This is a genomic window from Streptomyces vietnamensis (assembly GCF_000830005.1).
Classification (GTDB): Bacteria; Actinomycetota; Actinomycetes; order Streptomycetales; family Streptomycetaceae; genus Streptomyces; species Streptomyces vietnamensis.
The window spans coordinates 647,799-671,483 of the sequence record NZ_CP010407.1; the positions used below are offsets into that span (position 1 = coordinate 647,799).

The following is a 23,685-nucleotide window of genomic DNA, read 5'->3' on the forward strand; positions in this document are numbered from 1 at the left end:
GATGTTCCGCCACCCGCGCCCGGGTGTCAGGTAGGAACGCGCCACCCCGCCCCGCCGACCGGCCCTCATTCCCCAGGGTGCGGACCGGGGGCGGGCGGGGCGACGCACGCAACTCGTCGGCACACGAAGGGATCTGTCCTCGCATGTACACAGCATCGTCCTCCGTGTCCGCCCCGCCCCGGCCGCAGCACCGCATCGTCCCCGCCGGCGCCGGACCGTACCTCGCCCCCGCGCCCCAGGTCGTCCGACCGAGGCGCTGGGCGGGCGGCACCGGTACCCAGCCGGTCAGCGGGCGAATCGATCTGTCCGGCCCCCAGGGGGCGCAGCTGAAGACGGCGATCGCGTCGGTCCACCGGATCTGCCCGGAGTTCAACCCGGTGCAGGTGCTGCGGCGCAGCGGCCGTTCCGTACTGATCGTCGGGACGACCGGGCGGACCACGGCGGTCGCGAAGTGTTTACTGGACCACTCCCCCGCGTGGGTCGAGCGGTTCCGGCACGAGATAGCGTCCTACCGCTCCTTCGTCCGTCACCGTCCGCCGGTGCGGGCGCCGCGGCTGATCGCCGCGGACCCGGAGAACTGCACGCTGGTGATCGAGCGGATGCCCGGACGGGCGGCGGCGCTGTCGCGCCATCCCGTCGAGGCCCCGCCCCGGGCGGACGTGCGGGCCGCGCTCGGTGCGATCGCCCGGCTCAACGCCTGGCGGCCGCCGGCCGGGACCTTCGACGCGCCGCTGGACTACGGCGCCCGGATCGCCCGCTACCACGAGCTCGGGCTCTTCACGGACCGGGACCGGGACGACCTGCAGAAGCTGCTGCACGGTCTGGCGCACGCGGGCGGCCGCCAGGGCATGGGTCAGTTCTGTCACGGTGACGCCCTGCTCTCCAACATCCTGCTCTCCCCCGCCGGGCCGGTCCTCGTCGACTGGGAGCACGCGGGCTGGTACCTGCCCGGCTACGACCTGGCGACCCTGTGGGCGGTGCTCGGTGACGCGCCGCTGGCCCGGCGCCAGATCAGTCAGCTCGCCCAGCAGGCGGGCCCGGCCTCCCGGGACGCCTTCCTGGTGAACCTGATGATCGTGCTGACGCGGGAGATCCGTACCTACGAGACGGCGGTGCAGCGCACCATGAAGGAGGCTCCGCCGGCCGGTTCCGTGCCGGTGCCGTCGGGGGCGCTCGCGCCCGGTGAGGAACAGCGGCTGCTGCTGAGGCGGCTGCACGACGACTGCGCCATGGCACGGCGGGCCGTGCGCGCGGCGGTCGGGACGCGCTGAAGGGGCGGGTCCGGCCGACCACACGGGGGCGGTGCGCCGTGGGCCCGGTGCCGACACACCGGGACGCGGCGCACCGGCTTGTCCCCGTCGGGGTATTCGCGGAAGTCCCCGAACTCCCCGAAGTCCCTTCCGACGGCCCTTCATTGGTCCACTCCAGTGACGCGTCCCAGGCCCGGGACCCGTCTCCGCGAAACTCCGCCTCATGGCCTCCATTGCCGCCCTGACGTGGGAACTTCCGTTTGCGCGGGCGTGATTGACGGGACGTCCGGGAGCCGATACCCCTGTACGGGTTCGGCCCCGCACGCCCCCGTCTCACCCCCTGCCTCTGGAGGCCGCCTTGCTCCGTTCCACATCGCGCAGACGTCCGTCACCGATCCGTGTGCCGGGGGCGGTGGGCGCCCTGGCGTCCGCCGCCCTGCTGCTTCCGCTGCTGTCCGCCGCCCCGCCCGCCGGCGCCGACGTGCCCGAGGCGGGTGCCCTGCAGGGGCAGTTCGCGCGGGCGGCCGAGCGTCAGGGCGTGCCCGAGAGCGTGCTGCTCGCCGTCGCGTACCTGCAGTCGAGGTGGGACACCCACGGCGGTGCGCCGAGCGTGACCGGCGGCTACGGGCCGATGCACCTGACGGACGCGGTGACGGCGCTCGAAGGGGCCGCTCCGCACCACTCCGAGGGCGAGGAGGACGCCCGCGGCGACTCCTCCCGTCCGGCCCGGACGGGCGCGGAGGTCCCGCTCCCCGCGCCGGAGCAGCTGCCCGAGCGGCTGCGGACCCTGGAGCGGGCCTCGGAGCTGTCCGGGATCCCGGCCGAGGAGCTGCGCACCGTACCGGCCGCGAACATCGAGGGCGGAGCGGCGCTCCTCGCGGCGGCGCAGCGGGAGGCCGGGCTTCCGGCGAGCGCGGACCCGGCCGACTGGTACGGGGCGGTGGCGCGGTACTCCGGTGCGGACGACTCGGCGACCGCGGCTACGTACGCGAACGACGTGTTCGACGTGATCAGGACCGGGGAGACGCGGACGACGGACAGCGGGCAGGTGGTGTCGCTCCCGGCGGCCCCGGCGGTCGCGCCCGCCACCGGCCAGGTGGACGCCCTGGGGCTCCGCCGGTCCGCCGCCGGCCCCGTGGAGTGCCCGGCCTCGGTGGCCTGCGAGTGGGTCCCCGCGCCGTACGAGGAGTTCGGCGACGGCGACTACGGCAACCACGACAAGGCGAACCGGCCCGTCTCCCAGTCGATCGACTACATCGTGATCCACGACACCGAGGCCGACTGGAAGACCACCCTGAAGCTGGTGCAGGACCCGACGTACGTGTCCTGGCAGTACTCGCTGCGCTCCTCCGACGGGCACATCGCCCAGCACGTGCCGCTGAAGGACGTGGCCTGGCACGCGGGCAACTGGTTCGTGAACGCCAAGTCGGTGGGCCTGGAGCACGAGGGCTTCCTGACCTCGCCGGACTCCTGGTACACGGAGGCGATGTACCGGTCGTCGGCGCGCCTGGTGCGGTACATCGCCGGGCGGTACGGCATCCCGCTGGACCGGCAGCACGTCCTGGGCCACGACAACGTGCCGGGGACGACGGCGTCCTCGATCAAGGGCATGCACACGGACCCGGGTCCGTACTGGGACTGGGCGCACTACTTCCAGCTGCTCGGCCGTCCGATCACCCCGAGCGCCGGTCCGCACGCGGGCGTGGTGACGATCCGTCCCGACTACGAGTCCCACCGGCCGGTCTACACGGGCTGTGTGACGGCGGGGCAGGCGTGTGTGCCGCACGGCAGCGGGGCGGTGCGCCTGCACACCGCGCCGAGCGCCGACGCGCCCCTGGTGAAGGACATCGGTCTGCGGCCGGGCGGGCAGGACTCCACCACCGGGGTCAACGACACGGGGGCGCGGGCCTCGACCGGGCAGAGCTTCGCGGTGGCGGAGCGCCGGGGCGACTGGACGGCGGTCTGGTACCTCGGGCAGAAGGCGTGGTTCGAGAACCCGGTGGAGGAGCCGACCGCGGTGAACGTACGGGGGCAGGTCCTGACGCCCCGGGAGGGTCTGGCGGAGGTGCCGGTGTACGGGCGGGCGTATCCGGAGGCCTCGGCCTATCCGGCGGGCGTGCCGGTGCAGTCGGTGTCGCCGCTGCCGTACAAGCTGCTCGCGGGTCAGCGGTACGTGGTGGGTGGCCGCACCCCGGGCGAGTACTACTTCGCGCCGGTGTTCGACCCGAGCGGGCACACGGTCGTCCGGGGTCAGGAGGAGTACTACCAGATCCAGTTCGGCCATCGGGTCGCCTTTGTGAAGGCCGCTGACGTGCGGGTTTCCCAGGGCTGACGAAGGGCTGGCCGAAAGGCGCGGGGTGGTGCCGGGCGCGGGGTCCGGCACCACCCCTCCGGCGTTCATACGACTATTCGGGAGATCGCGTGTGCCGTCCGGGCGACGGGTAAGGCTGGGCCGGTCAAAGGCCCAGCTCACCGGAAGGCTCCCCAGGAAATGCCTCAGCCCTTCGTTATGCCGGATTTCTATGTTCCGTATCCGGCACGGCTCAATCCCCATGTGGAGGCCGCCCGCACGCACACGCGTGACTGGGCGCGGGAGATGGGGATGCTGGAGGGCTCGGGCGTCTGGGAGGAGCACGACCTCGAATCCCACGACTACGCGCTGCTCTGCTCCTACACCCACCCGGACTGCGACGAGGAGGCCCTGAACCTCGTCACCGACTGGTACACCTGGGTCTTCTTCTTCGACGACCACTTCCTGGAGGTCTTCAAGCGCACCCAGGACCGGGCGGGCAGCAAGGCCTATCTGGACCGGCTGCCGCTCTTCATGCCGGCGGACCCGGCGGCGGGCATGCCCGAGCCGGTCAACCCCGTCGAGGCGGGTCTCGCCGACCTCTGGCGGCGGACCGTCCCCTCGATGTCCGAGGGCTGGCGGGTGCGGTTCGCGGAGGCGACCGAGCACCTGCTCCACGAGTCCCTGTGGGAGCTCGACAACATCAACGACGGGCGGGTCGCCAACCCCCTGGAGTACATCGAGATGCGCCGCAAGGTCGGCGGCGCGCCCTGGTCGGCCGGGCTCGTCGAGTACGCGGCGGGCGCCGAGGTCCCCGCCCAGGTGGCGTACTCCCGGCCGCTGCGCGTGCTCAGGGACGCCTTCTCGGACGCCGTGCACCTGCGCAACGACCTCTTCTCGTACCAGCGCGAGGTGGAGGAGGAGGGCGAGAACAGCAACGGCGTCCTCGTCCTGGAGCGCTTCCTCGGCTGCACGACCCAGGAGGCGGCGAACGCCGTCAACGACCTGCTGACCTCACGGGTCCAGCAGTTCGAGAACACCGCGCTCACCGAGGTGCCGCTGCTCGCCGCCGAGAAGGGCCTGAGCCCGGAGGAGTGCGCGGCCGTCGCGGCGTACGCGAAGGGGCTCCAGGACTGGCAGTCCGGCGGTCACGAGTGGCACATGCGCTCCAGCCGGTACATGAACGAGGGCATGGTCGGCGGGCCCTCGCACCTGGACGGGATCATCGGCACCTCCGCCCTCGACGTCCGGACCCTCTTCGGGCGACCGGCGGCGGCCCGGCACCGGGCGTTCACCCATGCGCCGCACCAGCCCGTGGGGCCCTCGCTGCTGCCCGAGTTCGACCTGCCGTACCCGCTCACGCTCAACCCCCACCACCGGGAGGCGGCGCGGCACACGGTCGACTGGGCCGAGCGGATGGGGCTCCTCGACGACCTCTGGGACCGGCCGATGGCGGAGGGCTTCGACCTCGCGCTGTGCGCGGCGGGCCTCGATCCGGGCGCCTCCCTGGAGGAGCTGAAGCTCAGCTCGGACTGGCTGACCTGGGGGACCTACGCGGACGACTACTATCCGGCCGTCTTCGGGCGGGCGGGCAGTCTGGCCGGCGCGAAGGAGCAGACCGACCGGCTCAAGGCGTGCGTGCCGCTCGACGAGCCGGCGACCGGCGCGGCGTTCGCGGTGAACCCGCTGGAGAGTGCGCTCGCCGATGTCTGGGCGCGGACCACCACGACGATGACGCGCGCGACGCGGGCACTGCTGCGGGACTCGCTCGACGCGATGCTCGACAGCTGGATGTGGGAGATGCACAACGTGGTGCAGCACCGGGTGCCCGACCCGGTCGACTACATCGAGATGCGCCGCAGCACCTTCGGCTCCGAGCTGACCATGCTGCTCTGCCGGCTGCGGCAGGAGACGACGCTGCCGCCCGCGGTCCTGGCGTCGGGGACGGTACGCAGCCTGGAGAACGCGGTGATGGACTACGGGGCGCTGGTCAACGACCTGTTCTCGTACCAGAAGGAGATCGAGGTCGAGGGCGAGGTGCACAACGGCGTCCTCGTGCTCCAGAAGTTCTTCGACTGCGACTACCCGACCGCCGTGTCGATGATCGACGACCTGATGCGGGGCCGGCTGCGCCAGTACGAGACGCTGAAGCAGCGTGAGATCCCCTTGCTGTACGAGGAGTTCGAGCTCACCCCGGCGGGGCGGGAGGCCTTCGAGGCGTATCTGCGGGGCCTTGAGGACTGGCTCGCGGGCGTCCTCAACTGGCACCGGAAGGTACGGCGTTACGGCTCCGAGGACGTGCGCGCGGGCAGCGGCAGCACTCTGCTGCGCCAGGGTCCGAGGGGGCTCGGCACCTCGGCGGCGCGGATCTCCGAGCTGCTCGGCGCGGGTCCGCGCTGAGGAACGCCGAAGGCCTCCGGGACGGGCCCCGGAGGCCTTCGGATCAAAGGATCGACGGATCGACGAATCAGGGGATCGGCGGGTCAGGGGCGTCGGCCGCGCAGTTCGTCGAGCTCGCGGCGCTCGCGCTTGGTGGGGCGTCCCGCGCCCCGGTCGCGCACGGCGGCGACGGCGACGTGCTCGCGCGGCGGCGGGGGCGGACTGTTGTCCACGTACGCCTCGGCGGCGACCGGCGGGCCGACCCGCTTGACGTGGAGCTCCTTGATCTCGACGATCCGCTCCCGGCCGCCGTGGTAGATCCGGACCTCGTCGCCGGGCTTCACGGCCTGGGCGGGCTTGACCCGCTCGCCGTTGACCTTGACGTGTCCGGCCCGGCAGGCGGCCGCGGCCTGCGAGCGGGTCTTGGTCAGACGGACCGCCCAGATCCAGGCGTCGACGCGCGCGCTCATCGGGCCCCGCCCCCCGTCAGCCCTGCTGGAACAGTTCGGCGGGCAGCGGCTTGAGCAGTGCGTACAGGTCGTCGGTGATCGGCCGGTCCCAACTGGCGATCGTCACGAGGACGTTGTCGCTGCGGTCGAACTGGACGCAGGAGATGCGGCTCTCGGAGAGCTTGAGGCGGCGCACGATGAGGAGGTTGTCGCCCTGCATGACGGGCATGTCCTCGGTGTCGAGGACCTCGACCGGCTCGTCGTTCTCCAGGGCGGCGAGGAGCTGCGCGACCTCGAAGGGGATCTGGCCGTCGGCGAGCTCGCGCGCCGGGGAGCCCTCGGGGAGGTTGCCGATGATCATCGCGGGTCCGCGGCCGCCGAACAGGTCGTAGCGGAGGAACACGCCCTGGCAGGAGCCGTCGGGTGCGGGCAGCAGACCGGCGCCGAGATTGCCGGGCCAGTCCCCCGGATCCATGGCCAGGACGTCGAAGTCCGGGCCCGCGGGTGTGGCGGCGCTGCGGCGGCGGAGGAAGGACATACGGCCATGGTACGTGCCCCGGCGCACGACGCGACGCGCCGGGCGGCCCCCTCCGGCCGGCCCCGTCCGCCGGGCCGCCGATCACCGTCCCGGTCGCCGTCCCGGTCGCGGACGGTGAGCCCGGCGGCGGCCCCGCTCACGGGCGGTGAGCGCGCTCGTGCCGCTCGTACGCGGCGGGCGACCGGTCGAGCCGGCCGGCGGACTCCCCCGGAGCTTCGGGCGCGCGGAGGGTCCGGAGGCCTCGGCGGTCACCCGGTGTGCCCTCCCGGTCACGGAGGGCACACCGTACTGCCGGGCTCGGGCGCCGACGTACGGCCGACGGGGCCGCCCGTGGCCGTCACCCGGCCGAGCCGGCCGACCGTCGCGAGAGCCGGTCCAGAGCGGCCAACGCCTCCTCCGCGCGGTCGTGTTCGACGAAGAGGTGGTCGTGGTGGAATCCGGCCACCACGTTGCAGCTCATGCCCGCCGCGGCGAGCTCGGTCGCGACGGCCGCGGTGAGCCCGACGGCGTCGAGCGCGGAGTGCACCCGGAGCGTGATCCGCCCCGCCACGTAGTCGTACGCGAGCCCGGCGGCGTCCGCCTCCTCCTGCCGTACGACGAGGGTGAGGCCCTCGGGTTCGGCGACGGTGACGACGGGGGCGACCCCGGCCGGGGCGGGGCCGTCCACCGTGGTGAAGACGTAGCGGCCGGGGTCGAGTTCCGGGCGCATCCCGGCGAGGAGCCCGGTCAGGTCACGTTCCGCGTTCATGGGGCTCAGGGTAGGCGGGCTCAGCCGGTGGGCGGGGTGTCCCCCACGAGCCACATGGAGAAGAACTGGGCGCCGCCTCCGTAGGCGTGGCCGAGCGCCCGACGGGCACCCTCGACCTGGTGGGCGCCGGCGTCCCCCCGTACCTGCAGGGCCGCCTCGGCGAAACGGATCATCCCGGAGGCTCCGATGGGATTGGTGGAGAGCACCCCGCCCGAGGGGTTCACGGGCAGGTCGCCGTCGAGTTCGGTCACCCCGGCCTCGGTGAGCTTCCAGCCCTCGCCCTCCTCTGCGAAGCCCAGGTTCTCCAGCCACATGGGTTCGTACCAGGAGAACGGGACGTACATCTCGACGGCGTCGATCTGCCGCCGGGGGTCGGTGATGCCGGCCTGCCGGTAGACGTCGGCCGCGCAGTCCCGGCCTGCCCGCGGGGAGACGAAGTCCTTGCCGGCGAAGAGGGTGGGTTCGCTGCGCATCGCCCCGCCGTGCACCCAGGCGGGCGGCCGCGGCGCGCGGTCGGCGCCGGCGCGGTCGGTGAGGATCATGGCGCAGGCGCCGTCCGAGGAGGGGCAGGTCTCGGAGTAGCGGATCGGGTCCCAGAGCATCGGGGAGGCCTGGACCTTCTCCAGGGTGAGGTCGTGCTCGTGGAGGTGGGCGTACGGGTTCTTGAGCGCGTTGCGCCGGTCCTTGTACGCGACGAGGGAGCCGATCGTGTCGGGGGCGCCCGTGCGGCGCATGTACGCGCGCACGTGCGGGGCGAAGAAGCCGCCGGCGCCGGCGAGCAGCGGCTGCTGGAAGGGGACGGGCAGGGAGAGGCCCCACATGGCGTTGGACTCGGACTGCTTCTCGAAGGCGAGGGTGAGGACGGTCCGGTGCACGCGCGCGGAGACCAGGTTGGCGGCGACGAGCGCGGTGGAGCCGCCGACCGATCCGGCGGTGTGGACGCGGAGCATGGGCTTGCCGACGGCGCCGAGCGCGTCGGCGAGGTACAGCTCCGGCATCATGACGCCCTCGAAGAAGTCGGGGGCCTTGCCGATGACGACGGCGTCGATGTCCGCCCAGGTCAGCTCCGCGTCCGCCAGGGCGCGGAGGGCGGCCTCGCGGACGAGTCCGGCGATCGAGACGTCCCTGCGGGCGGCGACGTGCTTGGTCTGGCCGATGCCGACGATCGCCACGGGCTCCTTAGCCACGGGGTTCTCCTTCCAGGACGGCGACGAGGTTCTGCTGGAGGCAGGGGCCCGAGGTCGCGTGGGCGAGGGCGCGGTCGGACTCCCCGCGGTGGATGCGGGCGGCGGCCTCGCCGAGCCGGATGAGGCCCGCGGCCATGACGGGGTTGGCGGCGAGGGCGCCGCCGGAGGGGTTGATCCGCACGCTGTCGTCGAGCCCGAGGGCCTTCCTCAGGACGACCTCCTGGGAGGTGAAGGGCGCGTGGAGTTCGGCGGTGTCGACGGGCCGTTCGAAGGCTCCGGCGCGTTCGGCGGCGAGGCGGGTGGAGGGCGAGTCGGTGAGGTCGCGGACTCCGAGGGAGTGGGCCTCGATCCGGTGGTCCATCCCCCGGATCCAGGCCGGGCGCGCGCACAGTTCGCGGGCCCGGTCGCCGGCGGCGAGGATCACGGCGGCGGCGCCGTCGCCGATGGGCGGGCAGTCGCCGGTACGGAGGGGCTGGACGGCGTACCCGCCCTGGGGGCGGGCGCCGGCGAGCTGGGCGTGGGGGTTCGTGCGGGCGTCCTCGCGGCTGCGGGCGGCGATCGCGGCGAGGGCCGGTTCGTCGGTGTCCCCGGCGTCGACGAGGGCCTGGGCCTGGAGGGCGGCGAGGGCGACGGAGTCGGGCCAGAGCGGGGCCAGGTAGTACGGGTCGAGCTGGCGGGTGAGGACGTCGCGGGCGGAGCCGGGCGAGGACTTGCCGTAGGAGTAGACGAGGGCCGTGTCGGCCTCGCCGGTGAGGAGCTTCACCCATGCCTCGTAGAGCGCCCAGGCGCCGTCCGTCTCGACGTGGGACTCGGAGATCGGCGGCCAGGCGCCGACGCCGTCGAGGGCCATGGTGAAGGAGAAGGCGCGCCCGGCGAGGTAGTCGGAGGAGCCGGAGCAGGTGAAGCCGATGTCGGAGGCCTTCAGGCCGGTCTGCCGCTGCACCTCGTGGAGGACGGGCATCACCATCTCGACCTCGGAGAGGTCGTCGGTGCGCCGCCGGTGGTCGCTCTGGGCGAAGGCGACGATCGCCACTTCCCTGGCCGTCGTCACAGCAGCTCCTTGTAGGTGTCGTAGTCGGCGTCGGGCTCGCCGGTGGGCCGGTAGTGGTCGGGATAGCGGCCGTCCTCGCTCCACACGGGTTCGACGCGCAGGCCCATGCGGACCTCGTCGTACGGGATGCCGGCGATGCGGCCGTGGAGGGCGAGCCCGGCGCCGTCGAGGGCGATGTGGGCGTAGACGTACGGGACCTCGATGTCCAGGTTCTTCGCCTTGATGTTGACGATGCAGAAGGTGGTGACGGTGCCGCGGGGGCCGACCTCGACCTGGTCGGTGGTGGCGACGCCGCAGGTGGGGCAGGCGCCGCGGGGAGGCACGTACACCTTGGCGCAGGAGGGGCAGCGTTCGCCGACGGTGCGGCGCTCGGCGAGCGCGTGCAGATAGCGGGTCTGGGCGCGGCCGGGGCTGTACGTGTAGTCGAGCCGGGCGGGGGCGACGATGCCGGTCACCGGGTTCTCGAACTCCCGGTCGTGCGGGGCGGGTTCGTGCGCCTCCGTGCTCTCGTACGGTTCGAAGCAGGCGATGTCCGTGATGGCGCCGGAGCGTTCGGCCGCCCAGCGGATCCGGACGCGCAGTCCGGTGCGGACGGCTTCGGGGCCGGGGGCGTCGAGGGCGTGGAGGAGGGCGGTGTCGGCGCCGTCGAGGCGGACGAGGACCCAGGCGAAGGGGGTCGCGAGGGGCTGCCCGGGGCGGGGCTCGGGGTTCCAGGCCCAGGTGGTGACGGTGCCGGTGGCGGCGACCTCGACGAGCTCGCGGAGCTCGGCGGCAGTGGCGGGGTCGTACTCGACGGGCGGGACGAGCACCTCACCGGCCTCGGTGCGCACGCCGAGGACGGTGCGCTCGCGCAGTCCGGTGAGGAAGGCGGACTGGACGGGGCCGAGGGAACGGGTGAAGGGGAACTCGACGACGAGCGGGGCGCGGAGGGCTTCTGGCGGTGGGGTGACGGCTGTCATGGGACGGCTCCTTGGGTGGGGTGGGGGGCGCTGGTGCGGGCGCGGGCGTGGCGGCGCGGGTGCGGCGGCGCGGGCGGGTACGGGCGCGGGTGCGGCAGCGCGGGCGGGTGCGGGTGCGGCAGCGCGGGCGGGTGCGAGCGCGGGGCCGCTGCGCGGGGCCTTTCCCCACCCCGCCCCTTCCCGAACTGGGGCTCCGCCCCAGACCCCGCGCCTCAAACGCCGACGGGGCTGAATTCAGCCCGTCCGGCGCTTGAGGACACGGCCGCAGGCCGTAGGGGGTCCGGGGCGGAGCCCCGGTTTGCCTGGGGTCCGGGGGCAGAGCCCCCGGTTTCGGGAAGGGGCGGGGTGGGGAGCACCTCACTCCCGCCGGTACACCGGCGTCCGCTTCTCCGCGAACGCCCTCGCCCCCTCCTTCGCGTCCGCCGTGTCGAAGATCGGCCACCCCCTCTTCAGCTCGGCGGCGAGCCCCTCCGTCTCGGCCAGCTCCGCCGTCTCGTACACCGACGCCTTGACCGCCTCGACGGCCAGCGGCCCGCACGCGTTGATGCGTTCGGCGATGTCGAGGGCGGCCTCCAGGGCGGCGCCGTCGGGGACGACGCGGCCGACGAGGCCGATGGCGGCGGCTTCCTCGGCGCTGTAGGGGCGGCCGGTGAGGAGCATTTCGAGGGCGTGGGTGCGGGCGATCTGGCGGGGCAGGCGGACGGTGGAGCCGCCGATGGGGAAGAGGCCGCGCCGGACCTCGAAGAGGCCGAAGGTGGCGGAGGCGGCGGCGACCCGGATGTCGGTGCCCTGGAGGATCTCGGTGCCGCCGGCGACGCAGTACCCCTCGACGGCCGCGATGACGGGCTTGCGGGGGCGGTGGTGGCGGAGCATCGCCTTCCAGTGCAGGTCGGGGTCGGCCTTGAGCCGGTCCCGGTACTGCTCGCCCTCCATGCCCTTCCCGGCGAGGGCCTTGAGGTCCATGCCCGCGCAGAAGGAACCGCCCGCGCCGGTGAGGACGATCGAGCGGACGCCGTCGTCGGCGTCGGCCTCCAGCCAGCCGTCGTACAGGCCGACGAGCATCGGCAGTGAGAGGGCGTTCTTGGCCTCGGGCCGGTTCAAGGTGAGGACGAGCGTGGCGCCTTCGCGCCGGACGCTGAGGTGTTCGGTGCCGCCCATGGGGGTCTCCCGTCTCCAGTTCTGGAACAGGTTGCAGGAGCCGGGGGCCCAGTTCAATAGTTTTCTGACACTCAGTCAGATTCTTCTGCGCACCCCCTTCCCCCGGTGACCGGTCGGCGCTCTAATGACCGCCACGTCCATGTGAACCAGCGAACCGGGGTCAGGAGGAACGGTGGAGTACAACCTTGCCGACCTGTTCGAATCGGTCGTCGACGTGGTCCCCGACCGCGAGGCGCTGGTGTACGTCGACCATCCGGGCACGGGCGCGGAGCGGCGGCTCACCTACGCCGAGCTCGACGCCGCCGCCAACCGGATCGCGCACCACCTGATCGACGCGGGCGTCCGGCCCGGCGAACACCTCGGCCTCCACCTGTACAACGGCGTCGAGTACCTCCAGACCGTCCTCGCCTGCCTCAAGGCGCGGATCGTGCCGGTCAACGTCAACTACCGGTACGTGGAGGAGGAGCTCGTCTACCTGTACCGGGACGCCGACCTGGCCGCGCTCGTCTTCGACGCCGAGTTCACCGAACGGGTCGCGGCGGCGCTGCCGCAGACGGAGAAGCTGCGGCACCTCGTACGGGTGGGGACCCCGGACAAGGACGCCCCGCCACTCGACTGCGTGCCCTTCACGGAGGCGGAGGCCGCCGGTTCCTCCGGGCGCGGCTTCGGACCCCGCTCCCCCGACGACCTCTTCATCATCTACACCGGCGGCACCACCGGCATGCCCAAGGGCGTCCTGTGGCGCCAGGAGGACCTGTTCTTCGCGGGGCTCTTCGGCGGCGACCCTTCGGGCGAACCCGTGAAGCGGCCCGAGGAGCTGGCGGAGCGCGTCGCGGCCGGCGGCTCCGGCATCACCTTCTTCCCCGCGCCGCCGCTGATGCACGGCACGTCCACCCTCACCGCGTTCATCGCCCTCAACTACGGGCAGCGGGTCGTCCTGCACCGCAAGTACGTGCCCGAGGAGGTGCTGCGCACCCTGGAGAAGGAGAAGGTCTCCAGCATCTCCCTGGTGGGGGACGCGATGCTGCGGCCGCTCGTGGACGCGCTGCGCGGACCGCTCAAGGGGACGGACCTCTCGGCCCTCTTCAGCCTCTCCTCCTCCGGGGCGATCATGTCGGAGACGGTACGGGCCCAGCTCCAGGAGCTCATGCCGAACGTCACGCTGCTCAACAACTTCGGCTCCACCGAGTCCGGTTCCAACGGGCGCGCCACCGACGACTCCGGCCCGGCCAAGGGCTTCCGGCTGCACGTCAACGAACGCACCCAGGTCGTCGACCCGGCGACCCGGATCCCCGTCGGACCGGGCGAGACCGGCCGTCTCGCCCAGCAGGGTCACGTCCCGCTCGGCTACTACAACGACCCGGCCAAGACCGCCGAGACCTTCTTCGAGCGGGACGGGGTGCGGTGGGTGCTGCTCGGCGACATGGCGACCGTCGACGAGGCCGGGGTGGTCACCGTCCTGGGGCGCGGCTCGCAGTGCATCAACACGGGCGGCGAGAAGGTGTACCCCGAGGAGGTGGAGCAGGCGCTCAAGTCCCATCCCGACGTGTACGACGCGCTGGTCGCCGGTGTCCCCGACGCCCGCTGGGGCAACCACGTCGCCGCCGTCGTCCAGCTCCGGGACGGGGCGGAGCCGTTGGACCTGGAAGCCCTCCAGACCCACTGCCGGCAGCAGCTGGCGGGCTACAAGGTCCCCCGCCAGCTGGTCCTCACCGACCGCATCCAGCGCTCCCCCAGCGGCAAGGCGGACTACCGCTGGGCCCGCGCGGTGGCGGTGGAGGCGGACACCCCTGAAGAGGCGGACACTCCCTGAAGCAGCCGCTCAGATCCCGAACTCCCTGATCGCGGCGAGGAATTCGGCCGGGCGGGCGTTGTGGATGAGATGTCCGGCCTCGATCGTGACGAGGCGGGCGTCGGGGATGGCGTCGGCGAGGTGGGAGAGCTGGTCCTGGGGGATGTGGCTGGTGGGGCCGCCGGCGAGGACCAGGGTGGGGGCCGTGATCGCGGGGAGCTCCTCGCGCCAGGCCGGGTCGGGGGCGTTCAGCTGGGCGTCGGTGGTGGGGACGATCTCCCAGTCGAAGGCGAGGGGGCCCTCGGGGCGCTCGGCCACGGGCCGCGGCGGGTCGAGCGGGACGAAGGCCGGGGCCTCCTCCAGGACGAGGCGGCCGATGAGGCCGGGTTCGCGCTGGGCGAGGAGGTACGCGGCGGCGGCGCCCATCGAGTGGGCGACGACGGTGGCGCCGGCGAGGCCGAGGGCCTTGAGGAAGCCGCCGAGTTCGTCGCGGAAGTCCTCGAAGCCGTAGGAGCCGGGGCGGTCGCTGAGTCCGTGGCCGCGCAGGTCGACCGCGTAGACCCGGTGGTCGGCGGCCAGGTCCGCGCCGATCTCCGTCCACGTCGTGCTGTTGTTGCCGCGGCCGTGGACCAGGACGACGGGCCGGGCGTCCTCGGGTCCCGCGACCCGGTAGGCGATCCGTACGCCGTCCACGGTGACCGTGGAGACGTCGGGGTCGAGGAAGGCGGCGACCGTGCGGGAGAAGGCCTCGGCGTCGTCGACCCAGGGGTGGTGTGCGGCGCCCGGCTGGACGACGAGCTCCGCGTGCGGGAAGAGGGCGGCCGCCTCGGCGGCCTTGGCGGGCGTCGGGCCCGCGTCGTGCTCGCCCGCCAGGATCAGGACGGGCGCGGTGAGCGCGCCGAGCGCGCGGCGGGTGGACTCCGGGTCGTAGGCGCCCTCGCCGTGGTAGACGGGCGCCGCCTCCCAGTTCACCTCCCGCCCGGTGCGCGCCGCGTGCTCCTGGGCGGCCGCGTCCCAGCGGCCGTAGGCGAAGGGGGCGGTGATCTCGTAGACGCGCCGCAGCGGGGTGTCCGGGCCGATCGTGTCCAGGGCGGCCTTGGCCTCCGGGTACCAGGGCCGATCGGCGAAGACCTCGACGGCCTTGTCCCATTCCTCGTCGGTGGTCCCGACCCCGAGGGCGCGTGAGAGGGAGGTGACGAGGACGAGGGAGCGGATCCGCTCGGGGTGGGCGGCGGCGTACAGGATGGCGAGGTTTCCGGCCGCCGAGTGGCCGAGCAGGTCGATCCGCTCCAGGCCGAGGTGGGCGCGGAGCGCCTCGACGTCGCCGACCTGCCGGTCGCAGCGGTACGTGCCGGGGTCGGCGGGTTCGGCGCTCGCGCCGGTGCCCCGGGCGTCGAGCAGCACGAGGGCGCGGTGGGCGGCGAGTCCGCCGAGGTCCCCGAGGTAGCCGGCGTCGCGCATCGGTCCGCCGGCGAGGCAGACGAGCGGTTCCCCCTCCCCCTGGACGCGGTAGGCGAGTTCGGTTCCGTCATGTGTGGTGAACGTCGGCATGCCGACGATCCTCACGGGTCCGTGTGGATCATGGCAATCGGTTTCGCCGTGGGCGCCGTCCGGGAAGGGCGGGGCCGGCGGCGCGATACGGTGGAGGGCCGTCCCCGAACTGCGAAGGAACCGTTTCACCGTGCCCGAGACCCGGGAATCCGCCCTGCGCGGCGACTGCGCGAACTGCTTCGGCCTGTGCTGTGTGGCGCTGCCCTTCGCCAAGTCGGCCGACTTCGCCGTGAACAAGTCCTCGGGCGAGCCCTGCCGGAACCTCCAGGAGGACTTCCGCTGCGGGATCCACACGCGGCTGCGGCCGAGCGGTTTCCAGGGCTGCACGGTGTACGACTGCTTCGGCGCCGGCCAGCAGGTCTCCCAGGTGACCTTCGGCGGCGTGTCCTGGCGGGAGGCTCCGGAGACGGCCCGGCAGATGTACGAGGTGTTCCCGGTGGTGCGCCAGCTGCACGAGCTGCTGCGCTACCTCACGGAGGCCCTGGCGCTGCCGACGGCCCGCCCCGTCCACGCCGGGCTGCGGGCGGCGCTGGCCCGGGTCGAGGAGCTCACCGGGGGCACCCCGGACGCCCTGGAGAAGCTGGACGTGGCCGCGGTGCGCGCCGAGGTCAATCCGCTGCTCCTGCGGACGAGCGAGCTGGTCCGCGCGACGGCCGGCGGGCGGCCGAAGAGCCGGCGCGGGGCGGACCTGATCGGCAAGCGGCTGCGCGGGGCGAAGCTGCGGGGCACGGACCTGCGCGGGGCGCTGCTCATCGCCGCCGACCTGACGGGCGCGGACCTGTCGCTCGCGGACCTGATCGGCGCGGACCTGCGGGACGCGGACCTGTCGGACGCGGACCTCACGGGCGCCCTGTTCCTCACGCAGCCCCAGCTGAACTCGGCGCGCGGGAACGCGGCGACCCGCCTCCCGGAGGGCTTCGACCGCCCCGCGCACTGGGCGGCCTGACGGCCCCGGACGTCAGTGGGGCACGGTCACGACGATCTTGCCCACCTGGTGGCCGGCCTCCATGGCCCGGTGTGCCGCGACGATCTCGTCGAGCGTGAAGGTGCGGTCCACGGCCGGTTCGAAGAAGCCGGTGCGCAGGCCCGACTCGACGAAGGCGCGGGCCCGGCGCAGCCGCTCCGGGTCCCTCGTCGTCTCCGGCATCGTGTAGGTGCGGAGGGAGACGGCGGGCATCCCGAGGTCGAAGCCGGGGTACGGGGTCGGCAGCCCGCTCACGGCTCCGTACAGCAGCACGGTGCCGCCGGGGGCGACGGACCGGACGAGGTCGGTGAGGCCGGGTCCCGCGACGCCGTCGAAGACGAGGTCGGCGCCGCGCCCGGCGGTGAGGTCCCGCACCCGCTCGGCGACGTCCTCCTCGTCGGTGACGATCACCTCGGCCGCCCCGGCCTTGAGCAGGGCGTCCCTCTTGGCCCGGGTGCGGGTGGTGGCGAGGGGTGCGGCACCGATCCGGTGGGCGGTCCTGATCGCGGCGAGGCCGACGCTGCTGGAGGCGCCGGTCAGGACGACGGTGTCCCCGGCGCGCATCCCGCCGACCTCGACGAGGCCGCCGTATGCCGTGACGTACGGCATCCAGACCGCGGCGCCCTCGACGGCGCCGAGCCCCTCGGGGCGGGGCACGAGGGAGGAGGCGGGGACGATGGCGCGCTCGGCGTAGACGCCGTGGTCGTTCTGGGAGAACGAGGGCACGACGCTCACGGCCTGCCCTGCGGCGAGCCCGTCGACCCCGTCCCCGAGGGCCTCGACGACACCTGACGCCTCCAGGCCGAGCCGGGCGGGGAAGCTCCGGGCCCGCTCGATGTAGTGGCCGCCGCGGAAGAGCGCCTCGGCGCGGTTGAGGCCGATGGCCTCGATCCGGAGGAGGACTTCGCCGGGGCCGGGCTGGCCGACCTCCACGTCCTCCAGGCGGAGCACCTCCGGGCCGCCGTACTCGTGGAACCGCACCGTCCTGGCCTTGCTCATCGGGCTTCCCCTCCCCGTTCGGTGACGGCGGCGGGCGGACCGCTCCGCCGCCGGTGCCCCAGCCAAGCGCAAGGTTCGACTACTGTCAAACTTCGATGGTCGTAGAACTTTGACGTCTGTCGTACGATGCTCCCGGAGGCGACACGACGATGACAGCAGTGACAGGCACCGGCCGACGGGACCGCGTCCCGCCCCACCCCGAGCTGAGCGAGATCGGCCTCCAGCAGGTCCTGGAGGCGCTGGTCGACCCGGTCAGGCGACGGATCGTCGCCGAGCTGTACGCGGCGGGCGAGGACCTGGCCTGCGGGACCATCGAGCTGCCGGTCAGCAAGTCGACGGCCACCCACCACTTCCACGTCCTGCGCGAGGCCGGCCTCATCCGCCAGCACTACGCGGGGACCTCCCGCATGAACGCACTGCGCCGCGAGGAGTTCGAGGAGCGCTTCCCGGGGCTCCTGCGGGCCGTGGTCACCGCACACGCCCAGGGGTAGGCGGACTCAGACCTCGTACACGTACGGCGTCGTGGTCGTCAGCGTCAGGAAGCCGAGGCGCTGGAGGATGGGGCGGCTGGTGGCCGCCGCGTCGACCTGGACGTAGCGGTGGCCGCGGGTGGCGGCAATGCGGGCGCGGTGCGCGACCAGGGCGCGGTAGAGGCCGCGGCCTCGCCAGCCCTCGACGGTGCCGCCGCCCCAGAGGCCCGCGAAGTCCGTGCCGGGGTACAGCTCCATGCGGGCGGCGCTGACGGGTTCGCCGGCCGCGAGGGCGACGACGGCGGTGACCGTGTCGGGGTCGGCCGCGAGCCGGTCGAGGAGCCGGCGCCCGAGGTGGGAGCTGTCGGTGCCGAAGGCCCGCTCGTGGACCTCGACGACCTGGCGGACCCCGGCCTCGTCGGTGACGGCGCGGAGTTCGACCCCCTCGGGGAGCGGGACCTCCCGGGGCAGGGCGGCGGCCTCGGCGGCCATCAGGGTCTCGGGCTCCTCGGGGCTGAGACCCGCCGCGCGGAGCCGGTCGCCGAGGTCGGCGGGGGTGTCGTGCGCGTACAGCTTCCATTCGAAGGACAGGCCGGCCGCACGGTAGTGGTCGATCTGCTCGGCGATGGCGCCGTCGGCGGCGGGCGCGTCGAGGCCGGACCAGAGGACGCCGTTCCACGCGTGCGCGGGACCGGTCTGCCGGACGACGGCGCCGACGCGCTCGACGCGGCAGCCGGGCCCCTCGGGGCGCGCCTCGCGGCGCAGCTGGAGGTCGTACAGGTCACGCAGGTGCTGGGGTTCCATGGCGGCCACTCCAGCACCGTGTTCGTCTCCGGGCAACGGAATTTGCCCGGGTGGCGGTCAGGCGCGCGGACGGACCTCGACGTTCTCGAGGATGCCGACCGCGTCCGGGACGAGGATCGCGGCGGAGTAGTAGGTGGAGACGAGGTAGGAGATGATCGCCTTCTCGTCGATGCCCATGAAGCGGCAGTTGAGGCCGGGCTCGACCTCGTCGGGCAGGCCGGTCTGGTGGAGGCCGATGACGCCCTCGTTGTTCTCGCCGGTGCGGACGGCGATGATCGAGGAGCTCTGCCGGTCGGTGACCGGGATCTTTCCGCAGGGCAGGAGGGGGACCCCGCGCCAGGCCGGCATGTGGCGTCCCTCGACGTCGACGGTGCCGAGCACGAGGCCGCGCTTGTTGCACTCCTTGCCGAAGGCGGCGATGGCCCGGGGGTGGGCGAAGATGTAGTCGGTGTCGCGGCGCATGCTGAGCAGGTCGTCGAGGTCGTCCGGGGTCGGCGGGCCCGAGTGGGTCTGGATGCGCTGGTCGAAGTCGGTATTGTGGAGCAGCCCGAACTCGGGGTTGTTGACGAGCTCGTGCTCCTGGCGCTCGCGGAGCTCCTGGATCGTCAGACGGAGCTGCTGCTCGGTCTGGTTCATCGGCTGGTTGTAGAGGTCGGCGACGCGGGTATGGACCTTCAGGACGGTCTGGGCGACGCTGAGCTCGTACTCGCGCGGCTTGAGTTCGTAGTCCGCGTACGCACCGGGCAGCACGGCCTCGCCGACGTGTCCCGCGCTGAGCTCGATGGCCGCCTCGCCGAACGGGTTGGCGGGGCGGGGGTGGCCGTCGGCCCCGGCGCTCAGCACGTGCTCGCGGAGGTTCTCGTACTGCTCGGCGACGGCGAGGTAGGCGGTGCGGGGCAGGGCGAGGAGGGTGGCGGCGGTGACGGCCTTGGCGGTGAAGTCCCACGTCCCGTCCCCGGCGAGCACCTGGCCGCCGAAGGTGTCGCCGTCGCCGAGCCGTCCGAGGACGGTCTCGTCGCCGTACTGTCCGGTGCCGAGCTTCTCGATCTTGCCGTGGGCGATGAGGTAGACGTGGTCGGCCTGGCTGCCGGCGTGCACGACGACCTGGCCGGGCTCGTACTCCTGCTGGACGAAGCGGTCGGCGAGGGCGCCGAGCGCGGTGGGATCGTCGAAGCCGCGAAGGAGCGGGAGTTCGGCCAGCTCGGCGGGGATGACCTCGACCCTGGAGCCGCTCTTGACGAAGGTCACGCGGCCGTCGCCGACCACGTACGAGAGGCGCCGGTTGACCCGGTAGGTGCCGCCGGGGGTGTGGACCCAGGGGAGCTTGCGGAGCAGCCAGCGGGAGCTGATGCCCTGCATCTGGGGTTCGGACTTGGTGGTGGTGGCGAGGTTGCGGGCGGCGGCGGTGCTGAGGCTGAGCTGGACCTGGCGGATCTCGACGGCGGGCGGGGTGGGGCCGGCTGCCGGGGCGGTGTCGACCGACATGGGGACTCGCTTTCTGGGGCTCTCGTGGGCGTGCGGACTCTCGTGCGTGACTCTCCGCATCCAGATGTAACGCACGGTGGTGTACGTCATCCGGGTGCGGCGCGAACGGGTGGGAGCACCGGGCGGGGGCGGCCGCCCCGCGCGCGCCCCACACGCTCCGCCGTCCGGGCGGCGACGCGGGCGGGAAAGTTCCTCCGACCCCTTGCCAAGCCCCGGGTACCTCCGGTTTTACTGGCCCGGAACGGATCAACCGAATGATCGGTAGTCCGTTTTACGACAGTGGAGGAGTGGGCGCATGACGGAACTGCTGGACAGCGGCGAACGGCTCGGACGCGAGGAGCTGGCGGCCCTCCAGTTGGAGCGGCTGCGCGCCACCTTGCGTCACGCGTACGAGAACGTGGACTTCTACCGGCGCTCCTTCGACGCGGCCGGGCTGACCCCGGACGACTGCCGTACGCTCGCCGACCTGGCCCGCTTCCCCTTCACCGCCAAGTCGGACCTGCGCGACCACTACCCCTTCGGCATGTTCGCCGTCGACCAGTCCCGGATCCGGCGCATCCACGCCTCCAGCGGCACCACCGGCCGGCCGACCGTCGTCGGCTACACCGAGGCCGACCTGGACATGTGGGCCGACGTGGTGGCCCGCTCCCTGCGCGCCGCGGGGGCCCGCCCCGGGCACAAGGTCCATGTGGCGTACGGGTACGGCCTGTTCACCGGCGGCCTCGGCGCCCACTACGGCGCCGAGCGCCTCGGGTGCACGGTGATCCCGGCCTCCGGCGGCATGACGGCCCGGCAGGTGCAGCTCATCCAGGACTTCCGGCCCGAGATCATCATGGTGACCCCCTCGTACATGCTGACGCTGCTCGACGAGTTCGAACGGCAGGGCGTGGACCCGCGGTCGACCTCGCTGAAGGTGGGCGTCTTCGGCGCGGAGCCGTGGACGGAGGAGATGCGCAAGGAGATCGAGGAGCGGTTCGCGATCGACGCGGTCGACATCTACGGCCTGTCGGAGGTCATCGGCCCCGGCGTGGCGCAGGAGTGCGTGGAGACCAAGGACGGCCTGCACATCTGGGAGGACCACTTCTACCCGGAGATCGTGGACCCGTTCACCGGCGAGGTGCTGCCCGACGGGGAGGAGGGCGAGCTGGTCTTCACCTCGCTCACCAAGGAGGCCATGCCGGTGATCCGCTACCGGACCCGCGACCTGACCCGGCTGCTTCCGGGGACCGCGCGGGTGTTCCGCCGGATGGAGAAGGTCACCGGGCGCAGCGACGACATGATCATCCTGCGCGGGGTGAACCTGTTCCCCACCCAGATCGAGGAGATCGTGCTCCGCACCCCGGGCGTGGCCCCGCACTTCCAGCTGCGACTGACCCGGGAGGGCCGGCTCGACGCGCTGACCGTGCGGGCGGAGGCCCGGCCGGACGCGACGCCGGAGGAGCGCGCGGAGGCGGCCCGGGCGGTCGCGGCAGCGGTGAAGGACGGGATCGGGGTCTCGGTGGGCGTGGAGGTGGTCGACCCGGAGACGCTGGAGCGCTCGGTGGGCAAGATCAAGAGGATCGTGGACCTGCGGGAGGGCTGAGAGGGAGCGCCGGGCCCGGGCGCTGCGTAGCCTGGAGGCAGGAGGTGGTTGCGATGCTGTCGGACTCCCCCATAGCCGCGATCATTCCGGTCAGTGACATGAACCGGGCCAAGCAGTTCTACTCGGAGACCCTCGGACTTCCCCTCACGAAGGAGACGCCCGAGGACACCAGGTTCGAATGCGGAGGCACGGTGATCGGCCTCTACGAGACGCCCTACGGCGGCAAGGCCGAGCACACCCTGGCGAGCTGGAAGGTCGACGACCTCGACGCGGAGATGTCGACCCTGCGCTCCATGGGCGTCACGTTCGAGGAGTACGACCTGCCCGGCATCAAGACGGTCGACGGCGTGGTCGAATCGGACACCATGCGGGGCGCCTGGTTCAAGGACAGTGAGGGCAACATCCTCTGCGTGACGGAGGAGAAGGATCAGGGCTGAGGGGCGAAGCGGTCCCTCAGCTCGCGCTTGAGGATCTTTCCGCTGGCGTTGCGGGGAAGCGCGTCCACGAGGAAGACGCGCTTCGGCGCCTTGAAGTGGGCGAGCTTCTCGCGCGCGTGGCCGAGGAGTTCGGCCTCGGTGACCTCGCCGCGGGGGACGACGACGGCCGTGACCGCCTCGATCCAGCGCTCGTCGGGGAGGCCGATGACGGCCACCTCGGCGACCCCCGGGTGGGTGTAGAGCGCGTCCTCGACCTGGCGGGAGGCGACGAGCACACCACCGGAGTTGATGACGTCCTTCACCCGGTCGACGATCGTGAGGTAGCCCTCGGCGTCGCGGACCGCGAGGTCGCCGGAGTGGAACCAGCCGCCCCGGAAGGCCGCCTCGGTCTCGTCGGGCTTGCGCCAGTAGCCCTCGCACAGCTGCGGGGAGCGGTAGACGATCTCGCCGGGCGTGCCGTCGGGCACATCCTCGCCGTCCTCGCCGACGACCCGGGCCTCGACGTGGCGCACGGGGCGGCCGCAGGAGTCCATCCGGCCCTCGTGCTCGTCGGGGCCGAGGACGGTGGCGAGCGGGCCGATCTCCGACTGGCCGAAGCAGTTGTAGAAGGCGAGTTCCGGCAGCCGGGCGCGCAGCCGCTCCAGGACGGGCACGGGCATGATCGAGGCCCCGTAGTAGGCCTTGCGCAGGGCGGACAGGTCGCGGGCGGCGAACTCGGGGTGGTTGGCGAGGCCGATCCAGACGGTCGGCGGGGCGAAGAAGCTGTCGCAGCGGCCCGCCTCGATCAGGTCGAACAGGACGGCCGGGTCGGGTGCGTCGACGATCGTGTTCTCGGCGCCGACGGCGAGGTAGGGCAGCAGGAAGACGTGCATCTGCGCCGAGTGGTAGAGCGGCAGCGCGTGCACCGGCCGGTCGTCCTCGCTCAGGTCGAGGGCCTCGACGGCGCTCGCGTACTCGTGGACGAGGGCGAGGTGGGTCATCATCGCGCCCTTGGGCAGGGCGGTGGTGCCCGAGGTGTAGAGCAGCTGGGCGAGGTCACGCGCGTCGCGGTCGGTGTCGTACGCCTCCGGTTCGGCGAGCGCGTCGAGCAGTGAACCGGGCGCGTCCCGCAGCGCCTTGACCGCGAAGCCCTCGGGGATCCGGTCGGCGAGGGCGGGGTCGGCGAGCACGAGCGAGCTGTCCGACTGCTCCAGGACGTACGCGAGGTCCTCGCCGGTCAGATGGTGGTTGACCGGTACGTGGACCAGGCCGGCCCGGGCGCAGGCGAGGAACGCGATCAGATAGGCGTCCGAGTTGTGGCCGTACGTCGCGACCCGGGCGTACTCCGGCAGGGCGAGGCCGTGCCGCCGCTCCCGCAGGACGGCGGCGGCGGTGGACACCGCCGCGTCCAGCTCCGCGTACGTCCAGGTCCGGTCGGCGTACCGGACGGCGATCCGGTCGGGCACGCGCCGGGCGCTCGCGCGCAGAACACCGTCGACCGTGCGGCTGAGGAGTCGGTCCATGCGGTGATCCTCGGCGGGGAGCGGGCGGAAGGTCAAGTACCGCGCGGCGCGCCGTACACACCCGGACCTCGGATACCGAACGGGATGTTG

At 72.9% G+C, this 23,685-nt stretch carries 20 protein-coding genes; 8 read left to right on the forward strand and 12 right to left on the reverse strand.

Going from position 1 to position 23,685, the window contains the following annotated elements; genetic code table 11:
* Window positions 1-143: 143 nt before the first annotated feature.
* From SVTN_RS02885 to SVTN_RS02895, 3 genes are all read left to right on the forward strand, one after another.
* Window positions 144-1,271: an aminoglycoside phosphotransferase family protein gene (locus SVTN_RS02885; protein ID WP_041127663.1), complete on the forward strand. Its 1,128-nt coding sequence runs from the start codon at window positions 144-146 to the stop codon at window positions 1,269-1,271.
* Between the two features lie 337 nt (window positions 1,272-1,608).
* Window positions 1,609-3,582: an N-acetylmuramoyl-L-alanine amidase gene (locus SVTN_RS02890; RefSeq protein WP_167352190.1), complete on the forward strand. Its 1,974-nt coding sequence runs from the start codon at window positions 1,609-1,611 to the stop codon at window positions 3,580-3,582.
* A gap of 159 nt (window positions 3,583-3,741) precedes the next feature.
* Window positions 3,742-5,940 carry a terpene synthase family protein gene (locus SVTN_RS02895; RefSeq protein ID WP_041127665.1) on the forward strand — a complete coding sequence of 733 codons (2,199 nt, stop codon included), beginning with the start codon at window positions 3,742-3,744 and terminating at the stop codon, window positions 5,938-5,940.
* An 83-nt stretch (window positions 5,941-6,023) separates the two neighbouring features.
* Here the strand turns inward: SVTN_RS02895 and SVTN_RS02900 are convergent, their stop codons facing one another.
* The 7 genes from SVTN_RS02900 to SVTN_RS02930 form a co-directional block, all read right to left on the reverse strand.
* Entirely contained in the window at window positions 6,024-6,389 is a 366-nt protein-coding gene (locus SVTN_RS02900; protein ID WP_041127666.1) for an RNA-binding S4 domain-containing protein, read from the reverse strand.
* Between the two features lie 16 nt (window positions 6,390-6,405).
* Entirely contained in the window at window positions 6,406-6,906 is a 501-nt protein-coding gene (locus tag SVTN_RS02905; protein WP_030688984.1) for a hypothetical protein, read from the reverse strand.
* Window positions 6,907-7,243: 337 nt separating this feature from the next.
* Window positions 7,244-7,654, reverse strand: a complete 411-nt coding sequence (locus SVTN_RS02910) for an ACT domain-containing protein (RefSeq protein ID WP_041127667.1) — start codon at window positions 7,652-7,654, stop codon at window positions 7,244-7,246.
* Between the two features lie 20 nt (window positions 7,655-7,674).
* Window positions 7,675-8,841, reverse strand: coding sequence for a thiolase domain-containing protein (locus tag SVTN_RS02915; protein WP_041127668.1), 1,167 nt, complete (start codon window positions 8,839-8,841; stop codon window positions 7,675-7,677).
* A complete protein-coding gene (locus SVTN_RS02920) occupies window positions 8,834-9,892 on the reverse strand; it encodes a thiolase domain-containing protein (protein ID WP_041127669.1) in 1,059 nt (352 codons plus the stop codon). The genes SVTN_RS02915 and SVTN_RS02920 overlap by 8 nt, the downstream gene beginning before the upstream one ends.
* The gene (locus SVTN_RS02925; protein ID WP_041127670.1) at window positions 9,889-10,851 is read right to left on the reverse strand and encodes a Zn-ribbon domain-containing OB-fold protein; all 963 of its coding nucleotides are present in this window, start codon (window positions 10,849-10,851) and stop codon (window positions 9,889-9,891) included. Before SVTN_RS02925 ends, SVTN_RS02920 begins: the two co-directional genes overlap by 4 nt.
* Before the next feature lie 357 nt (window positions 10,852-11,208).
* On the reverse strand, window positions 11,209-12,009 hold the full coding sequence (locus SVTN_RS02930; protein ID WP_041133480.1) for a crotonase/enoyl-CoA hydratase family protein: 801 nt from the start codon (window positions 12,007-12,009) through the stop codon (window positions 11,209-11,211).
* Window positions 12,010-12,181: 172 nt separating this feature from the next.
* Between SVTN_RS02930 and SVTN_RS02935 the strand changes: the two genes are divergently transcribed.
* Window positions 12,182-13,822: an acyl-CoA synthetase gene (locus SVTN_RS02935; RefSeq protein WP_041127671.1), complete on the forward strand. Its 1,641-nt coding sequence runs from the start codon at window positions 12,182-12,184 to the stop codon at window positions 13,820-13,822.
* A 9-nt stretch (window positions 13,823-13,831) separates the two neighbouring features.
* Here SVTN_RS02935 and SVTN_RS02940 read toward each other — a convergent pair whose 3' ends face one another.
* The gene (locus tag SVTN_RS02940) at window positions 13,832-15,352 is read right to left on the reverse strand and encodes an alpha/beta fold hydrolase (RefSeq protein WP_041127672.1); all 1,521 of its coding nucleotides are present in this window, start codon (window positions 15,350-15,352) and stop codon (window positions 13,832-13,834) included.
* 130 nt (window positions 15,353-15,482) lie between these two features.
* Between SVTN_RS02940 and SVTN_RS02945 the strand changes: the two genes are divergently transcribed.
* Window positions 15,483-16,298: a pentapeptide repeat-containing protein gene (locus SVTN_RS02945; protein WP_041127673.1), complete on the forward strand. Its 816-nt coding sequence runs from the start codon at window positions 15,483-15,485 to the stop codon at window positions 16,296-16,298.
* 12 nt (window positions 16,299-16,310) lie between these two features.
* On the opposite strand, the gene SVTN_RS02950 is transcribed toward SVTN_RS02945, so the two are convergent.
* On the reverse strand, window positions 16,311-17,315 hold the full coding sequence (locus SVTN_RS02950; RefSeq protein ID WP_041127674.1) for a zinc-dependent alcohol dehydrogenase family protein: 1,005 nt from the start codon (window positions 17,313-17,315) through the stop codon (window positions 16,311-16,313).
* A gap of 149 nt (window positions 17,316-17,464) precedes the next feature.
* Here SVTN_RS02950 and SVTN_RS02955 point away from each other — a divergent pair, with 149 nt between their 5' ends.
* Window positions 17,465-17,806, forward strand: a complete 342-nt coding sequence (locus tag SVTN_RS02955) for an ArsR/SmtB family transcription factor (protein WP_041127675.1) — start codon at window positions 17,465-17,467, stop codon at window positions 17,804-17,806.
* A gap of 6 nt (window positions 17,807-17,812) precedes the next feature.
* Here the strand turns inward: SVTN_RS02955 and SVTN_RS02960 are convergent, their stop codons facing one another.
* Together SVTN_RS02960 and SVTN_RS02965 are read right to left on the reverse strand one after the other, a co-directional pair.
* Window positions 17,813-18,589, reverse strand: a complete 777-nt coding sequence (locus tag SVTN_RS02960) for a GNAT family N-acetyltransferase (protein ID WP_041133481.1) — start codon at window positions 18,587-18,589, stop codon at window positions 17,813-17,815.
* Window positions 18,590-18,646: 57 nt separating this feature from the next.
* Window positions 18,647-20,074 (reverse strand): family 2B encapsulin nanocompartment shell protein, encoded by a 1,428-nt coding sequence (locus SVTN_RS02965; protein ID WP_041127676.1) that lies wholly within the window; start codon window positions 20,072-20,074, stop codon window positions 18,647-18,649.
* 295 nt (window positions 20,075-20,369) lie between these two features.
* Between SVTN_RS02965 and paaK the strand changes: the two genes are divergently transcribed.
* A complete protein-coding gene (paaK, locus tag SVTN_RS02970) occupies window positions 20,370-21,656 on the forward strand; it encodes a phenylacetate--CoA ligase PaaK (RefSeq protein WP_041127677.1) in 1,287 nt (428 codons plus the stop codon).
* A gap of 53 nt (window positions 21,657-21,709) precedes the next feature.
* On the forward strand, window positions 21,710-22,093 hold the full coding sequence (locus SVTN_RS02975; RefSeq protein ID WP_041127678.1) for a VOC family protein: 384 nt from the start codon (window positions 21,710-21,712) through the stop codon (window positions 22,091-22,093).
* On the opposite strand, the gene SVTN_RS02980 is transcribed toward SVTN_RS02975, so the two are convergent.
* The gene (locus SVTN_RS02980; RefSeq protein ID WP_041127679.1) at window positions 22,084-23,595 is read right to left on the reverse strand and encodes a fatty acyl-CoA synthetase; all 1,512 of its coding nucleotides are present in this window, start codon (window positions 23,593-23,595) and stop codon (window positions 22,084-22,086) included. The genes SVTN_RS02975 and SVTN_RS02980 overlap by 10 nt on opposite strands.
* Window positions 23,596-23,685 lie beyond the last annotated feature (90 nt).

Bases quoted from the DNA above. Each gene is read 5' to 3' on its own strand.
- SVTN_RS02925 (WP_041127670.1), bottom strand. From the start codon at position 10,851: ATGACAGCCGTCACCCCACCGCCAGAAGCCCTCCGCGCCCCGCTCGTC.
- SVTN_RS02955 (WP_041127675.1), top strand. From the start codon at position 17,465: ATGACAGCAGTGACAGGCACCGGCCGACGGGACCGCGTCCCGCCCCAC.
- SVTN_RS02910 (WP_041127667.1), bottom strand. From the start codon at position 7,654: ATGAACGCGGAACGTGACCTGACCGGGCTCCTCGCCGGGATGCGCCCG.
- SVTN_RS02960 (WP_041133481.1), bottom strand. From the start codon at position 18,589: ATGGAACCCCAGCACCTGCGTGACCTGTACGACCTCCAGCTGCGCCGC.
- SVTN_RS02885 (WP_041127663.1), top strand. From the start codon at position 144: ATGTACACAGCATCGTCCTCCGTGTCCGCCCCGCCCCGGCCGCAGCAC.
- SVTN_RS02965 (WP_041127676.1), bottom strand. From the start codon at position 20,074: ATGTCGGTCGACACCGCCCCGGCAGCCGGCCCCACCCCGCCCGCCGTC.
- SVTN_RS02930 (WP_041133480.1), bottom strand. From the start codon at position 12,009: ATGGGCGGCACCGAACACCTCAGCGTCCGGCGCGAAGGCGCCACGCTC.
- SVTN_RS02950 (WP_041127674.1), bottom strand. From the start codon at position 17,315: ATGAGCAAGGCCAGGACGGTGCGGTTCCACGAGTACGGCGGCCCGGAG.
- SVTN_RS02900 (WP_041127666.1), bottom strand. From the start codon at position 6,389: ATGAGCGCGCGCGTCGACGCCTGGATCTGGGCGGTCCGTCTGACCAAG.
- paaK (WP_041127677.1), top strand. From the start codon at position 20,370: ATGACGGAACTGCTGGACAGCGGCGAACGGCTCGGACGCGAGGAGCTG.
- SVTN_RS02940 (WP_041127672.1), bottom strand. From the start codon at position 15,352: ATGCCGACGTTCACCACACATGACGGAACCGAACTCGCCTACCGCGTC.
- SVTN_RS02905 (WP_030688984.1), bottom strand. From the start codon at position 6,906: ATGTCCTTCCTCCGCCGCCGCAGCGCCGCCACACCCGCGGGCCCGGAC.
- SVTN_RS02980 (WP_041127679.1), bottom strand. From the start codon at position 23,595: ATGGACCGACTCCTCAGCCGCACGGTCGACGGTGTTCTGCGCGCGAGC.
- SVTN_RS02895 (WP_041127665.1), top strand. From the start codon at position 3,742: ATGCCTCAGCCCTTCGTTATGCCGGATTTCTATGTTCCGTATCCGGCA.
- SVTN_RS02975 (WP_041127678.1), top strand. From the start codon at position 21,710: ATGCTGTCGGACTCCCCCATAGCCGCGATCATTCCGGTCAGTGACATG.